The sequence below is a fragment of the Caballeronia sordidicola genome, assembly GCF_002220365.1.
Classification (GTDB): Bacteria; Pseudomonadota; Gammaproteobacteria; order Burkholderiales; family Burkholderiaceae; genus Caballeronia; species Caballeronia sordidicola_C.
Genome location: NZ_MTHB01000126.1, coordinates 79765 through 94206 on the forward strand (window position 1 = coordinate 79765; position 14442 = coordinate 94206).

The 14442-nt window shown below is 59.1% G+C and carries 15 protein-coding genes and 1 tRNA gene; 9 read left to right on the top strand and 7 right to left on the bottom strand.

Annotation, left to right across the window (positions count from 1 at the left end):
• The first annotated feature begins 15 nt into the window (after positions 1 to 15).
• Entirely contained in the window at positions 16 to 567 is a 552-nt protein-coding gene (locus BSU04_RS21070) for a hypoxanthine-guanine phosphoribosyltransferase (protein ID WP_089162431.1), read from the top strand.
• 170 nt (positions 568 to 737) lie between these two features.
• Here BSU04_RS21070 and BSU04_RS21075 read toward each other — a convergent pair whose 3' ends face one another.
• Together BSU04_RS21075 and BSU04_RS21080 are read right to left on the bottom strand one after the other, a co-directional pair.
• On the bottom strand, positions 738 to 1349 hold the full coding sequence (locus BSU04_RS21075) for a MarC family protein (RefSeq protein WP_089162432.1): 612 nt from the start codon (positions 1347 to 1349) through the stop codon (positions 738 to 740).
• A complete protein-coding gene (locus tag BSU04_RS21080) occupies positions 1350 to 3098 on the bottom strand; it encodes a proline--tRNA ligase (RefSeq protein ID WP_089162433.1) in 1749 nt (582 codons plus the stop codon).
• A gap of 231 nt (positions 3099 to 3329) precedes the next feature.
• Between BSU04_RS21080 and BSU04_RS21085 the strand changes: the two genes are divergently transcribed.
• Together BSU04_RS21085 and BSU04_RS21090 are read left to right on the top strand one after the other, a co-directional pair.
• Positions 3330 to 3980: an RNA pyrophosphohydrolase gene (locus tag BSU04_RS21085; protein WP_089162434.1), complete on the top strand. Its 651-nt coding sequence runs from the start codon at positions 3330 to 3332 to the stop codon at positions 3978 to 3980.
• Between the two features lie 179 nt (positions 3981 to 4159).
• Entirely contained in the window at positions 4160 to 4714 is a 555-nt protein-coding gene (locus BSU04_RS21090) for a CNP1-like family protein (protein ID WP_256983138.1), read from the top strand.
• 282 nt (positions 4715 to 4996) lie between these two features.
• Here BSU04_RS21090 and proB read toward each other — a convergent pair whose 3' ends face one another.
• The 4 genes from proB to rplU form a co-directional block, all read right to left on the bottom strand.
• Entirely contained in the window at positions 4997 to 6115 is a 1119-nt protein-coding gene (proB, locus tag BSU04_RS21095; protein ID WP_089162492.1) for a glutamate 5-kinase, read from the bottom strand.
• Positions 6116 to 6163: 48 nt separating this feature from the next.
• Positions 6164 to 7300 carry a GTPase ObgE gene (gene obgE / locus BSU04_RS21100; protein ID WP_089162493.1) on the bottom strand — a complete coding sequence of 379 codons (1137 nt, stop codon included), beginning with the start codon at positions 7298 to 7300 and terminating at the stop codon, positions 6164 to 6166.
• A gap of 190 nt (positions 7301 to 7490) precedes the next feature.
• On the bottom strand, positions 7491 to 7751 hold the full coding sequence (gene rpmA / locus BSU04_RS21105; protein ID WP_089162436.1) for a 50S ribosomal protein L27: 261 nt from the start codon (positions 7749 to 7751) through the stop codon (positions 7491 to 7493).
• A 43-nt stretch (positions 7752 to 7794) separates the two neighbouring features.
• The gene (gene rplU / locus BSU04_RS21110) at positions 7795 to 8109 is read right to left on the bottom strand and encodes a 50S ribosomal protein L21 (RefSeq protein WP_089162437.1); all 315 of its coding nucleotides are present in this window, start codon (positions 8107 to 8109) and stop codon (positions 7795 to 7797) included.
• Positions 8110 to 8389: 280 nt separating this feature from the next.
• On the opposite strand from rplU, the gene BSU04_RS21115 reads away from it, so the two are divergent.
• The 4 genes from BSU04_RS21115 (at position 8390) to BSU04_RS21130 (ending at position 10669) form a co-directional block, all read left to right on the top strand.
• A complete protein-coding gene (locus BSU04_RS21115) occupies positions 8390 to 9382 on the top strand; it encodes a polyprenyl synthetase family protein (RefSeq protein WP_089162438.1) in 993 nt (330 codons plus the stop codon).
• Between the two features lie 31 nt (positions 9383 to 9413).
• Positions 9414 to 9490 (top strand) — tRNA-Pro (locus tag BSU04_RS21120).
• 200 nt (positions 9491 to 9690) lie between these two features.
• Positions 9691 to 10062, top strand: coding sequence for a DoxX family protein (locus BSU04_RS21125; protein ID WP_089162439.1), 372 nt, complete (start codon positions 9691 to 9693; stop codon positions 10060 to 10062).
• A 97-nt stretch (positions 10063 to 10159) separates the two neighbouring features.
• Positions 10160 to 10669 carry a M48 metallopeptidase family protein gene (locus BSU04_RS21130; RefSeq protein ID WP_089162440.1) on the top strand — a complete coding sequence of 170 codons (510 nt, stop codon included), beginning with the start codon at positions 10160 to 10162 and terminating at the stop codon, positions 10667 to 10669.
• Between the two features lie 5 nt (positions 10670 to 10674).
• Here the strand turns inward: BSU04_RS21130 and BSU04_RS21135 are convergent, their stop codons facing one another.
• Positions 10675 to 12216, bottom strand: coding sequence for a DHA2 family efflux MFS transporter permease subunit (locus BSU04_RS21135; protein WP_089162441.1), 1542 nt, complete (start codon positions 12214 to 12216; stop codon positions 10675 to 10677).
• Between the two features lie 153 nt (positions 12217 to 12369).
• Between BSU04_RS21135 and BSU04_RS21140 the strand changes: the two genes are divergently transcribed.
• Together BSU04_RS21140 and cls are read left to right on the top strand one after the other, a co-directional pair.
• Positions 12370 to 12813, top strand: a complete 444-nt coding sequence (locus BSU04_RS21140; RefSeq protein ID WP_089162442.1) for a MarR family winged helix-turn-helix transcriptional regulator — start codon at positions 12370 to 12372, stop codon at positions 12811 to 12813.
• Positions 12814 to 13133: 320 nt separating this feature from the next.
• On the top strand, positions 13134 to 14417 hold the full coding sequence (gene cls / locus BSU04_RS21145; RefSeq protein WP_179258382.1) for a cardiolipin synthase: 1284 nt from the start codon (positions 13134 to 13136) through the stop codon (positions 14415 to 14417).
• Positions 14418 to 14442: the final 25 nt, after the last annotated feature.

The following is a 14442-nucleotide window of genomic DNA, read 5'->3' on the forward strand; positions in this document are numbered from 1 at the left end:
TCGCCGCCTGCCCTTATGAATCGCGAAGAAGCACTCCATATATTCAGCCACTCCGAAGAGATCGTTTCGGCTCAAGACGTGACCGCGTCGATCGAAAGCATGGCGAAAGCCATCGGCGCGAGCACGGGCGAAGAGTTCCCACTCGTGCTGTCCGTCATGGGCGGCGCGGCTGTGTTCACCGGCATGTTGCTGCCGCATCTCGATTTTCCGCTCGAGTTCGACTACATCCATTTGACGCGGTATCGGAACACGACCAAAGGTGGCGACAAGATGGAGTGGCGCGTGGCGCCGGCGGAAGCGGTGAAGGATCGTGTCGTCCTGGTGCTCGACGACATCCTGGATGAGGGCGAAACCATGGCCGCCATCCGCGACCGCATCATGGCCATGGGCGCGAAGAAATTCCTCTCGGCGGTGCTGTGCGAGAAGCTCATCAATAAACCGAAACCCCTGCGGCCGGACTTTTGCGGCTTCGAAGTGCCGGACCGGTACGTGTTCGGCTGCGGTATGGACGCGAAGGGATACTGGCGCAACCTGCCGAGTATCCGGGCACTGACGGAAGACGCATGATTCGTCGTCGCTAGCGTTTGAGGTGCGGCGAATAGCCGCATGATCCGCTTGGTGATGTTCAGTGCTCGAAATCAAAAGGCCGTTTCAACGTGAGTTGAAACGGCCTTTTTACACTTTGTACATTCACCACCCTGAAAACCGCGGCAAACGTGCTCCTCGTTGGTCTTCAGTCAGCCATTCGCAGCCAGTTGATGCACGAAGGTTCGTATTCCAGTGAGGATCATTTCCACCGATATTGCGACGAGCACCAATCCCATCAGCCGTTCGAACGCCGTGACGGCGCGTTCGCCCAGCCAATGCTGGATCTTCTCGGCCAGCACCAGCACGACGGCGCAGACCATCATGGTAACCGTCAGTGCTCCGATCCATTCCCACATCTGCCCGGGCGCCTGCGATGTCAGCAGCATCACCGTCGCCAGTGCCGACGGACCGGCCAGCGCGGGAATAGCCAGCGGGACGATCAGCGGTTCGCCACCACGTGAATCACCGCCCATTGGACCGTCGGGATGCGGAAAAATCATGCGCAAAGCGATCAGGAACAACACGATTCCGCCGCCCAGCCGCAACGACAAATCCGTGAGGCTCATCGCGCGTAGAAAGCGGTCACCGACCAGCATGAACACCAACAAGATCCCGAAAGCGATGGCGACTTCTCGCAAGATAACGACCCGCCGGCGTTCCTTCGCCACCCCACGCAACGCGTTGATGAAGATCGGGATATTGCCGAGCGGGTCGGTGATCAGGATGAGCAGCACCGTCGCCGAGAGGAAGTTGTACTGCACTTACTGGGTCACTCCACGGGCAAGCGCAGCGCGCACCTTCTCGATCACGACGTTCGCCGCGTCGTCCACCGGCAACAGGGTGGCTTCTGCATCGCGTCGTGCTTGATACTCGAGCTTGCCTTCCTTGAGCCCGCGGTCACCGATCACCAGCCGATGCGGCACACCGATCAGCTCCCAATCCGCGAACATCACGCCCGGACGCTCGCCGCGATCGTCCAGCACCACGTCGATACCCGCAGCCTGGAGCGCTGCGTAGAGCTTGTCGGCCTGCTCGCGAACTGCTTCGCTGCGGTCGTAGCCCATCGGGCACAACACGACTTCGAACGGTGCAATCGACTCCGGCCAGATGATGCCCTTGCCGTCGAAGTTCTGTTCGATCGCGGCGCCCAGGATCCGCGTGATGCCGATCCCGTAGCAGCCCATTTGCATGGGTGCGGGCTTGCCGTTTTCATCGAGGAACGACGCGCCCATGGCATCCGAATACTTGGTGCCGAGTTGGAACACGTGGCCCACTTCAATGCCGCGGCAGATTTCCAGCACGCCCTTGCCGTCCGGCGACGGATCGCCTGCCAGCACATTACGGATATCCGCCACGACCGGTTCCGGCAGATCGCGGCCCCAGTTCACGCCGGTGGTGTGATAGTCGACCTCATTTGAGCCGACCACGAAGTCGCTCATGTTCGCGACCGTGCGGTCCGCAATCACCTTGATCGGCTTCTTCGTGTTGAGTGGGCCGAGATATCCGGGCGGCGTGCCGAACGTATCGATAATTTCAGCTTCCGTCGCAAAGCGATAACCCGCCAGACCCGGCTGCTTGTTCGCCTTGATATCGTTCAGCGAATGATCGCCGCGCAGCATCAATAGCCAGATGGTCGGCTCGGCACTTTCGTTTTCCGTCGCGAGGATGATCGACTTGATCGTGCGTTCCAGCGGAATGTTCAGCCATTGCGCGACCGCCTCGCACTTCGCCTTGCCCGGCGTAGCCGTCTTCTTCATCTCTTCCTTGGGCGCCGCACGCGTGGCGTTCAACGGCAGCGCATCGGCGGCTTCCACGTTTGCCGCGTAATCCGAGGTCGGGCAATACGCGATTGCGTCTTCGCCGGTGTCGGCGATCACGTGGAACTCATGCGAACCACTGCCGCCGATCGAGCCGTTATCGGCCGCGACCGCGCGGAATTCCAGGCCGATGCGCGTGAACACGCGCACGTAGGCATCGAACATTTTCTTGTACGACTCGGCGAGGCCTGCCTGATCGCGGTCGAAGGAATACGCGTCCTTCATGATGAATTCGCGCCCGCGCATCACGCCGAAACGCGGCCGGATTTCATCGCGGAACTTGGTCTGGATCTGGTAGAAATTGACCGGCAGTTGGCGATAACTCTTGATCTCGCGCCGCGCAATGTCCGTCACCACTTCTTCGTGCGTCGGTCCGATCACGAAATCGCGGTCATGACGGTCCTTGATACGCAGCAGTTCGGGGCCGTACTGTTCCCAGCGCGCCGATTCCTGCCAGAGTTCGGCCGGCTGCACCGCGGGCATCAACAATTCGAGCGCGCCGGCCCGGTTCATTTCTTCACGCACGATTGTCTCCACCTTGCGGATGGAGCGCAGGCCGATAGGCAGGTAACTGTAGATCCCACCGGCCACGCGGCGAATCATGCCCGCACGCATCATGAGTTGGTGGCTGACGATTTCCGCGTCGGTGGGAGCTTCCTTCAGGGTGCCGATAAAGAAACGGGATGCTTTCATTCAAAAATTTTCCAATGCGGGAGCGCGTCGGTTGAATGGGCTTATCGCCCAAACCTGCGGAACATGCAGAACGTGCGGAACGAGTGAACGACGGGACAGCAATGCGGCAAGGCCTCGGCCGACCGCCCCGGCGCCCAGGCGAAGCGAACCCCGATTCGGGTTCGTGCCGGTGCGCCAGGCCCGTTATCTGTTTATAATCAAAGCAATTTTAAAGGATTCGAAGGTGGTTGTATGCTGGATCGTGAAGGCTTTCGCCCGAACGTCGGCATCATCCTCTTGAACGCGCACAACGAAGTGTTTTGGGGCAAGCGGCTGCGTGAACATTCCTGGCAGTTTCCGCAGGGGGGCATCAAGTACGGCGAGACCCCCGTGCAAGCGATGTATCGGGAGTTACACGAAGAAACCGGTTTGCTTCCGGAGCACGTCAAGGTCGTGGGCCGAACCCGCGACTGGCTGCGTTATGAGGTGCCGGACAAGTTCATCAAGCGCGAGGTGCGCGGGCATTATCGCGGACAGAAACAGATCTGGTTTTTGTTACGCATGGTAGGCCGCGACTGTGACATTTGTTTGCGTGCGACTGATCATCCGGAATTCGATGCCTGGCGGTGGAATGAGTATTGGGTCCCGCTCGACGCGGTGATCGAGTTCAAGCGGGATGTATATCAGCTTGCGCTCACGGAACTTTCTCGCTTCTTGAGGCGAGCAGTTGTGCGCGCTGAGCGCGCGGAGCGGATGGCGCATCACGCCAATCGTTATCCGCGATTGATTCAGGGCATGACCATGGAGGACGCGGCCGTTTCTGCTAACGGCGGCATCGTTCAGGCAGAATGTTCGGTGACCGAAGAGCTGCACATCTACGCACAACGTCCTTTGCGGGATTAGGACGTGTGTCATTCGAAGCGGCGGTGCGGCAACGCACGCCGCTTTTTTTCGTGCAGCGTCGAAGGCTGGGCTTGCGTGTTTGCCATGCCGGCAGGGTCCTTAGCGGGACAATTGCGGCGCTTTTCACGCGGCACGATCGATTTGCAGTCGCTTCTGCATCAACCTCAGGAAATCAAGAATTGAAAGCCATTGCATTATTCGCGGCATCCGCGGCAGCCCTTGCCGTGCTCGCCGGTTGCGGCAGCCCCAAGCCGACAAACAAGGACGACAGCGCGTTCGTCTATCTCATGGACCGCCAGCCGAACTGGGTCGAAAACACGGTCGACACCCTGCCGCCTTTGCCGCAGGACGCGAATCTCCTGGAGATCACGGTGTCGGAAAATACGCCACTGAGTTTTTTCGTCGATAAAAACTCGCTCACCGTAGGATCCGACGGTGTCATCCGCTACACGATTGTCGTGAAAAGCCCGGCAGGCGCGCGCAACGTCAATTACGAAGGCATTCGCTGCGACAACTATAACTGGCGCCTGTATGCGAGCATTAATGAGGACCAGACCGGCTGGGACCGCGCGGTCGAGAACGATTTCCGACGCATCGAAAACGGCGAGTTGAACTCCTATCACGCAGCGCTGTATCAGGATTACTTCTGCGCAAACAAGCTGCCGACAGGCTCGGCTAAGCAGATTGTGCAGAACATCCAGATGAAGCGAACCGCAGTTTCGAACTATCACTAGGCCGAAAGGCTGGTGAAGAAGCCCGCTGCGTCTGACGGTCAGCGGGCTTTTTTGTGGGCGCGGCGGCGGCGCGCGGCGCGATGACCGGCATCTAACGCTGGGCGATCTCACGCAGCGAGACTGCGAAGAATCTTAGGACCAGTAGATAGCTCAATAGGAAAATTTCGGCAGATAGTGGCGCTTGACGATCGCATGAATCCGAAAAATCTATGTTTTTCGACCGAAATTAAGCCAAAAAGCCGCCTATTGGCGGCTTTTTGGTTTCAACGCGTGCAGTACCGCTTACCCCAGCACCAGATTGTCCCGATGAATCAGCTCGGGTTCAAGCATATAACCCAGCACCGTTTCGATTTCACCACTCGGCCGACGCTGGATCAACCGTGCCTCCGAACTGCTGTAATTCGTAATGCCGCGCGCCACTTCCTGACCGCCCGGGTTCATGCACGCGATCACTTCCCCGCGCTCGAACGCACCGTGAACCTCGATCACGCCAATTGGCAGCAAGCTTTTACCGTCCGCAGTGAGCTTCTCGACCGCACCGTGGTCAATAACCACGTGGCCACGCACCTGCAGATGATCGGCCATCCATTGCTTGCGCGCCGCCATACGGGCCGTACGCGCCATTAATTGTGTACCGATCATCTCGCCCGATGCCAGCCGGGTCAGGACATCCGACTCCCGCCCGCTCGCGATCACCGTATTCGCGCCGCTGTGGGCCGCGCGTTTCGCCGCGAGAATCTTCGTCAGCATGCCGCCGCGTCCCAGGCTTGAACCCGCGCCGCCTGCCATGGCCTCGAGTTCCGGCGTGCCCGCGTCGGCCTGTTCAACCAGCGTGGCCGTGGGGTCGTGCCGCGGATCAGCGGTAAACAAACCGCGCTGATCGGTGAGGATAATCAGCGCGTCGCCTTCTATTAGGTTCGCCACCAGCGCGCCGAGCGTGTCGTTGTCGCCGAATTTGATTTCGTCGGTGATAACGGTGTCGTTTTCATTGATGATCGGCACGCAACCCAGGCGCAGCAAGGTAAGCAGCGTCGAGCGTGCGTTCAGGTAGCGTTCGCGGTCGGCGAGATCGGCGTGCGTGAGAAGAATCTGCGCGGTGCGCATGCCGTGCTTGCCGAAACTGCTTTCGTAGACTTGCGCCAGACCCATCTGTCCAACGGCAGCGGCAGCCTGCAACTCGTCAATTTCGCGCGGCCGCTTCGTCCAGCCCAGCCGATGAATACCCTCGGCGATCGCGCCGGAACTGACCAGCACGACTTCCTTTCCCTGCGCGCGCAACGCTGCAATCTGCGCAGCCCAGCGCGCAATGGCCGCGTGGTCGAGCCCGCGCCCGTCGTTGGTCACCAGGCTCGATCCTACTTTCACTACGAGTCGCTTCGAAGCGGCTATGACGGAACGCATCTGACGCATTTCTCCTCGGATATGCCTCGATAAGCACGGGCCAAACTTTTACGCTTCGTCTTCGTCCTGGTCTTCGTCGATCTCCGGCGCGGGCTGGGGTGTCACGACGGCAGGTTCGTCGCGAAAACGCACGTCCGCTGCGAGATCTTCAGCTTCTGCCGCCCGCGACGCATCCGAATTCTTCGAGATGTAATCGAAGATGGCATAGGTCAGACTTTCGCAACCCTGACCCGTCAGCGCCGAGATTTCGAACACCGGGCCGTCCCATTCGTAACGCTTGATGAAGTCTGCCACTCGCGATTTACGGTCTTCGTCCGGCACCATGTCGAGCTTGTTCAGCACAAGCCAGCGTGGTTTTTCGTACAGCGCTTCGTCATATTTGCGCAATTCATTGACGATCGCACGCGCTTCCACGACGGGATCCACTGCGTCGTCGAACGGGGCCAGATCGACGAGATGCAGCAGCACGCCGGTGCGCTGCAAGTGGCGCAGGAACCGGTGACCCAGACCCGCGCCTTCCGCTGCACCTTCGATCAAGCCCGGAATGTCGGCGATCACGAAGCTCTTTTCCGGTCCCACACGCACCACGCCAAGATTCGGCGCGAGCGTGGTAAACGGATAGTCGGCAATTTTCGGCCGCGCATTCGACACCGCCGTGATGAACGTGGACTTGCCAGCGTTCGGCATGCCGAGCAAACCGACGTCGGCGAGCACTTTCAGCTCGAGACGCAGCATGCGCCGGTCGCCGGGCTTGCCTTCCGTCTTCTGACGCGGCGCGCGGTTCGTACTCGACTTGAAGTGCAGGTTGCCGAGACCGCCCGCACCGCCGTGCGCGATCAGCACGCTCTGGTTGTGCTCGGTCAGGTCCGCGATCAACTCGCCCGTTTCCGTGTCCGCGATGATTGTCCCGACCGGCATGCGCAAGATGATGTCGTCGCCGCCCTTGCCGTAACAGTCGGCGCCGCGGCCGTTTTCGCCGTTGCGCGCCTGATGTTTCTTCGCGTACCGATAGTCGATCAGCGTGTTGATATTGCGGTCCGCAACCGCATACACGCTGCCGCCCCGGCCACCGTCGCCGCCGTCCGGTCCGCCGAACGGGACGAACTTCTCGCGCCGCATCGACGCGCTGCCATCCCCTCCGTCGCCGGCGATGACTTCAATTCTCGCTTCGTCAATGAACTTCATGAGTTGCTCCGTCCCGTGTTTCAGCGGTGTTCCGCCATTCTGCCGCGACCGGCCGATGCCAGCCACTAGGCCATTCGATATATGCCACTCTGGCCAAGCCAATAAAGCTCAAATAAAGCCGGCCAATAAAAAAAGCCCCGCGAACTTCGCGGGGCCTGTTCCGGTCCTGAAGCCCGTGCCTGGATAATTCTTAGGCAGCCGGGACGACGTTGACCAGATGCTTCTTTGCTGCGCCCTTCGTCGAAAAATTGACGTGGCCGTCGGTCAGCGCGAACAAGGTGTGATCCTTGCCCATGCCGACGTTGTCGCCCGGGTGCATGCGCGTACCGCGTTGGCGAACAATGATGCCGCCTGCGTTGATAGCCTGGCCGCCGTAAACCTTCACGCCGAGGCGCTTTGATTCAGAGTCGCGACCATTGCGGGATGACCCGCCTGCTTTTTTGTGTGCCATTTAATAGCTCCTTGACCGTTTAGCTTAATCGACTCGACGACGCTTACGCGGCGTTGATAGCGTCGATACGCAGTTCGGTGTAGTTCTGGCGATGGCCAGCGTGCTTTTGGTAGTGCTTCCGGCGACGCATCTTGAAGATCGTAACCTTCTTGTGACGACCCTGGGACACGACGGTACAAATGACGGAAGCCCCACTGACCAGCGGTGCACCGAACTGAATCGATTCACCTTCGCCTACTGCGAGAACCTGGTCGAGCGTGATTTCAGCGTCAATGTCTGCCGGTATCTGTTCTACTTTCAATTTTTCGCCGACAGCAACCTTATACTGCTTGCCACCGGTTTTTATGACCGCGTACATTGAGAACCTCACTCTGAATTCATTTTTCCGCACACCGTGCGCGAAAACGCGTGATTATACAGAGAGTTAGGCTCTCCGTCAAAACCCTTGTTCATCGCGAAAAACGAGAGCGGCTGCAGTCCGGATCGAGCACGGCGCACGCGCCATTATGACGATTTCGCCGCCCGACACCGCGCGTCAGGCTTGTCGCAGCACCCCGCGCGGTTCGTCCGAGGCGTCTTTAGAGGCGGCTATCGGCCGATTCGCCTTATAATTCGCGGCACTACCCTAATTGCCGATCATGTCGTCCACTGCCATTTCCTCCCCAAACGCCGCCAACGTACTCGAGCCTATCGCCGAGGACATGCAGCAGGTCAATCGCGTCATCCGGCAGCGCCTGGCATCCGAAGTGATGCTGATCAACCAGATTTCCGAGTACATCATCGGGGCCGGCGGCAAACGGCTCCGGCCCGCGCTGCTGCTGCTGGTCGCCGGCGCGCTCGGCGACACCACCGGGCACCGGCATGAGCTGGCCGCGGTCGTCGAGTTCATTCATACGGCCACGCTGCTGCACGATGACGTGGTCGACGAATCCGATCTCCGGCGCGGCCGCAAGACCGCGAACGCGCTGTTCGGCAATGCGGCGAGCGTGCTAGTCGGCGACTTTTTGTATTCGCGCTCCTTCGAAATGATGGTCGGCGTGGGCAAGATGCGCGTGATGGAAATCCTGTCAGTTGCGACGAACGTGATCTCGGAAGGCGAAGTGCTGCAGTTGCTCAACATGCACGACCCGGACGTGGACGAAGCGCGCTACATGCAGGTGATCCGCTACAAGACAGCCAAGCTTTTCGAAGCGGCGGCTCAACTCGGCGCGGTGCTGTCTGGGTCGGATGCCCGGACCGAAGCGGCCGCCGCCGAATTCGGCAGGCGCATTGGCACGGCGTTCCAGATCATGGACGACTGGCTCGATTACACCGGCACGGCGGAATCGATGGGAAAAAATGCCGGCGACGATCTGCGCGAAGGCAAACCCACACTCCCCCTCATCTATCTGATGGAGCACGGTTCGGCCGAACAGGCAGCGCTCGCGCGCGAGGCGATCGAGCAAGGCGGCACGGATAAATTCGACACCATCTTCGAAGCCATCACGACGTCGGGCGCGCTGGATCACACGCTCAAATGTGCACGGCAAGAAGCACAGGCGGCAGCGAATGCAATTTCTTCGTTTCCAGATTCCATTTTTAAAGAGAGCCTGCTAGAATTATGTTCTTACTCGACGGCAAGACAGTCCTGAAAAGGAAACGAACCGTCTCAGAGTGAACATTCGGGGTGTAGCTTAGCCTGGTAGAGCGCTACGTTCGGGACGTAGAGGCCGGAGGTTCGAATCCTCTCACCCCGACCAGAATTGATAAAAACCGCCCAGCTCGCTGGGCGGTTTTTTGTTTTGGGTCATCGATTTTTTGGATCATTGTTTGGGTGATCGACTATTCGTGATACTTCGTGATCTACAAGTTCGGCGCACGGTTGCGCTGCCATCGTCAGATTCAACAACACTGCGCTCGCTCATCAATGTCTTCACTCAGATTTTCGTCGGTTAGAAGAATGTCCGCGGGCCAGCGCATCGGGCTGTGGTTCGTATTCTTGTATTTCCTGATCGGCGGCGCATGCCACTTTTTGTACATGCCGCTCTTCGTGCAAATCGTGCCGGCTTACATTCCCTTTCCGCTCCTGGCCGTCATTGTGAGCGGCGCTTTCGAGTTGCTTGGCGCGGTCGGCGTGATGATCAAACGCACACGAAGTGCAGCGGGTATTGGGCTGACGTTACTGACCATTGCCGTTACGCCCGCCAACGTATTCATGTATCAACACGCAGATCAGTTCTCACAAGTTCCGTCGTGGTTATTGCTCGTGCGGCTGCCTTTGCAGCTTGCGCTGATTGCGTGCATTTTGTGGAGCACCCGGCAGCGTGCGTGACTCGCGCTTAACTCACTCAGCTAAACGGCGCGCGACGTGACGCCGAAGCCCTCGTCCCTATAATGCCGAAGGCACCACTCGGCGGTCACGTCTCATCATGCTTCCTCTGAAATACCTCGGCGCCTATCCACAAACGCTTCAGGACAAGGTCCGCAAACTTATCTCCGACGACCAGTTGGGCGTGTATCTCGCTGACCGGTATCCGCACCGTCACGCCGTGCAGTCAGACCGCGCGTTGTATCAATACACCACAGATCTGAAGCAGGAATTCCTGCGCGTGGCGCCCGCCATAGACAAGGTGATGTACGACGCCAAGCTCGATGTGCTGCGTCATGCACTCGGCCTGCACACCGCCATATCACGCGTGCAGGGCGGCAAGCTCAAGGCGAAGAAGGAGATTCGAGTGGCATCGCTATTCAAGGAAGCGCCGCCTGAATTCCTGCGCATGATCGTCGTGCACGAGCTCGCGCATTTGAAGGAAAGCGACCACAACAAAGCGTTTTATCGGCTATGCGAATTCATGCAGCCGGGGTATCACCAGATCGAATTCGATCTGCGCGTATACCTGACGCAGCGCGAGCTTTCACGCGATTCGTCCATCAAGTAATGTCGTCAATCCGCGGCCGCGTGAGCGAGTGTTTCGCTGGCAACACTGCGCATCGGCCGGATCAGCAATAGCAGCGGCACGACCAGCAAGGTTGCCACGAACATCAGCTTGAAGTCGTTCAGGTACGCGATCATCTGCGCCTGCTGATTGATCGACTGATCCATCAACGCGAGACTCAGCTGAGATCCACTTTCGAGCATGGGTTGCATGGACGGATTGAATACGTTCACATTCGCCGCGAGATCGGCGTGCGCCACCTGAGTGCCGCGCGTCATCATGGTCTGCACGATCGAGATGCCGATACTGCTCCCAATGTTGCGCATCAGGCTGTAGGTCGCGGTGCCGTCGGCCCGTAGTTCAGGCGTCAGGGTGGAAAACGTCAGCGCGCTGAGCGGCACAAATACGAAGCCCAGGCCAAAACCCTGGATCACGCCGGGCCACACGATGTCCGACACCGACAGCACGAGCGTGTAATGCATCATCTGCCAAAGCGCGAACGCTGAAATGAGAAAACCGGCGAGCAACAAAAACCGCGCGTCGATGCGTCGTAACAGCCGCCCGGCAACCAGCATGGCGACCATCGTTCCCGCGCCGCTGGGCGCCGTGACCAGACCGGTCGTGGCGACGGGATAGTTCATCAGGTTCTGCAGCATCGGGGGCAACAACGCACGGGTCGCGTACATCACCGCGCCAATCATGAAGATAAAAAACACGCCGGTCGCGAAATTGCGGTCCTTCAACAGTTCGTACTTGAAGAATGACCGCTTGCCGGCGGTCGCGGTGTGCGCGAGAAAAAAGATAAAACTCAGCACCGCAAGAATGGCTTCGATACGGATCTCGATCGAGCCAAACCAGTCGAGCTGCTCGCCGCGATCGAGCATAGCCTGCAGCGCGCCGATCGCCAGACCCAGCGTGGCAAACCCGAACGCGTCGAATTTCACCCCGAGCTTCGCCGCTCGCGCCGGCAGGAACGTCATCACGCCAAAGAGCGCGAACGCGCCGATCGGCACGTTGATGAAAAATACCCAGCGCCAGTTGTAGCTATCGGTGAGCCACCCCCCGAGCGTCGGCCCGAGGATCGGCCCGACCATCACGCCCATGCCCCAGACGGCCATCGCCTGGCCCTGCTTTTCACGCGGATTGATGTCGAGCAGGATCGATTGCGAGAGCGGCACGAGCGAGGCTCCGAAAATCCCCTGGAGCAATCGTGACGCGACAATCTGCGCCAGACTCTCCGATAACCCGCATAGCGCCGACGCAATCGTGAAGCCGCCAATAGAAATGATCAGCAGACGCTTCGTGCTCAGCCGGTCGGATAACCAGCCCGTAAGCGGCGTGGCGATCGCCGCCGCAACAATGTACGACGTCAGCACCCACGTGATCTCGTCCTGCGACGCCGACAGCGTGCCCTGCATGTGCGGCAGCGCGACATTGGCGATCGTGCTGTCGAGTGTCTGGATCAGCGTTGCGAGCATGATCGAGATCGTGAGCATGGGCCGGTTGAGCGGCGTGGCCGCCGCGCTTGCCGGCATCGATTCAGAGGACATTCGTGCGCCAATTCGGTTAGCAGACTGCTTACTCTAATAGTAAGCATGCTTATTATAAACAGGCTATTGATTGGAACAAGGAGTCAAAAATCCGAGGAAACCCGCGTTTGCCCGAATGCATGTGGGTGCGCGCTTCTTTCGTATAATCCGGGCATGGAAACGCACCTCGACAAGCGCTTTGGTTTTCTGATCTCGGACGTTGGGCGCTTGTGCAGCAAGCGCTTCGACGAACTCGCGAAATCGTCCCTCGATCTCACGCGGGCGCAATGCCGCGCGCTCGCCTATCTGTCCCATTTCGGCGATGTGAACCAGGCACGGCTGGCCGATCTGCTGGAAGTCGCGCCGATATCGGCCGGTCGCCTGCTCGATCGGATGGAGGAAGGCGGCTGGATCGAACGTTTTCCAAATCCGGATGACCGTCGCGAACGGACGGTGAGGATGACGGCAAAAGCGGAAGGCGCACTCGGCAGGGCGCGCCGGGTGGGCGACTCAGTGGCCGCTGAAGCGTTGGCAGGGCTCGATGCCGACGAGCGCACGCAGTTGATCTCGCTGCTGCGGCGCGTGCGCGTGAATCTGAGCACGATTGTGGACGAGTGAGCGATTGGCAGAGGGTCGGGGAGCCGCGCGCCGATCGCGCGCTTATGCCTCCGGCGAAACTGCAAAAAACCGCCGCCAGAACGCGGCCGACTCGATGTGCAAGGGCTCGGCCATGCAATTGGCGCGGTGCAGCCGAATTTATTGCCATAAACGCAGCGCAATACGCCGTGCAATACGCAGCGCAATACGCCGTGCAATAAACAGGAGGTCCGCCCCTTGCTACAAAGCGTGTCGGAATGTCCGCTGCGTGTACCCGGGCTTCAGGCTCCTACAACGCGTACACCTCTCTCCATTGCTGCCCCTCTTTTCCGGAATCCGACATGCTCTTGCTCGCCATACCGCTTACGGTAGTCGTCACGCTTGTCGTTGTGCTGATCCTCGCGAACTTCGTGAGCGGCGAAAAGAAGGTCGAGCACAACATCGACCGGCTGTATTCAAGCGACGACCCGCAATTCATTCGTTCGATGAGCCTCTTGCTAGGGCCGCCGGTGACATCGGGCAATCGGTATGCCGTGCTGCTGAACGGCGACGAAATCTTCCCTTCCATGCTCGATGGCATTCAATCCGCCAAAGAAACCATCACCTTCGAAACATTCATCTACTGGTCCGGGGAAATTGGCGCGCAATTTGCGGCGGCGTTGTCGGAGAAAGCGCGCTCGGGCGTTGCAGTGCATATCCTGCTCGATTGGATGGGTTGCAAGAAAATGGATCATCGTTATCTCGACGAACTGCGGCAAGCCGGCGCCGACGTCGTGCAATATCACAAGCCACACTGGACCGGACTCGGGCGAATGAATAACCGGACGCACCGGAAGCTGCTGATCATCGATGGCCGCGTGGGTTTCACCGGTGGTGTTGGAATTGCGGAGGAATGGACCGGTCACGCGCAAGACGAAAAGCATTGGCGCGACACGCATTTCCGGGTGGAGGGTCCGGTAGTCGGTCACATGCAGGCCGTTTTCATGGACAACTGGATCAAGGCGACCGGCAATGTACTGCATGGTCCCAAGTATTTTCCTGAGATACCCCCATTGGCCGAAGGCGATGCCAGCCATGGTGTCGCGCACATGTTCAGCAGCTCCCCCACCCACGGCGCCGACGACATGGAACTGATGTATCTCATGGCGATCACGGCGGCCACGCACAGCATTCATCTCGCGAGCGCGTATTTCGTCCCCGATGGCCTCGCGATCAACGCTCTGGTGGAAGCCGCACGACGCGGCGTGAGAGTGCGCATTGTGACGCCGGGAAAACGTATTGACACGCACACAGTGCGTGAAGCCTCCCGCGCTTGCTGGGGAGATCTGCTCGCCGCGGGTATTGAAATCCACGAATATCAGCCGACCATGTTCCATTGCAAATTACTCGTGGTGGACGATTACCTGGTTTCAGCGGGATCGACGAATTTTGACAGCCGCTCGTTCAAGCTCAACGACGAAGCGAACCTCAATATCTACGATCGCGAATTCGCCCGTCAGCAAAGCGCGATCTTCGACGCCGATATAGAAAAGTCGCACCTTGTCACGTACGAAGAGTGGCTGAATCGACCGAGGTTAGAGAAGCTGATCGAGAAAGTAGTGCCGTTGCTCGATTGGCAGCTTTGAACGCCTGAACGATTTTTTTCCCCGG

Coding starts and splice junctions, on each gene's coding strand:
- BSU04_RS21070 (WP_089162431.1), top strand. CDS start 16: ATGAATCGCGAAGAAGCACTCCATATATTCAGCCACTCCGAAGAGATC.
- BSU04_RS21080 (WP_089162433.1), bottom strand. CDS start 3,098: ATGAAAGCATCCCGTTTCTTTATCGGCACCCTGAAGGAAGCTCCCACC.
- BSU04_RS21085 (WP_089162434.1), top strand. CDS start 3,330: ATGCTGGATCGTGAAGGCTTTCGCCCGAACGTCGGCATCATCCTCTTG.
- proB (WP_089162492.1), bottom strand. CDS start 6,115: ATGCGTTCCGTCATAGCCGCTTCGAAGCGACTCGTAGTGAAAGTAGGA.
- obgE (WP_089162493.1), bottom strand. CDS start 7,300: ATGAAGTTCATTGACGAAGCGAGAATTGAAGTCATCGCCGGCGACGGA.
- rpmA (WP_089162436.1), bottom strand. CDS start 7,751: ATGGCACACAAAAAAGCAGGCGGGTCATCCCGCAATGGTCGCGACTCT.
- rplU (WP_089162437.1), bottom strand. CDS start 8,109: ATGTACGCGGTCATAAAAACCGGTGGCAAGCAGTATAAGGTTGCTGTC.
- BSU04_RS21115 (WP_089162438.1), top strand. CDS start 8,390: ATGTCGTCCACTGCCATTTCCTCCCCAAACGCCGCCAACGTACTCGAG.
- BSU04_RS21125 (WP_089162439.1), top strand. CDS start 9,691: ATGTCCGCGGGCCAGCGCATCGGGCTGTGGTTCGTATTCTTGTATTTC.
- BSU04_RS21130 (WP_089162440.1), top strand. CDS start 10,160: ATGCTTCCTCTGAAATACCTCGGCGCCTATCCACAAACGCTTCAGGAC.
- BSU04_RS21135 (WP_089162441.1), bottom strand. CDS start 12,216: ATGTCCTCTGAATCGATGCCGGCAAGCGCGGCGGCCACGCCGCTCAAC.
- BSU04_RS21140 (WP_089162442.1), top strand. CDS start 12,370: ATGGAAACGCACCTCGACAAGCGCTTTGGTTTTCTGATCTCGGACGTT.
- cls (WP_179258382.1), top strand. CDS start 13,134: ATGCTCTTGCTCGCCATACCGCTTACGGTAGTCGTCACGCTTGTCGTT.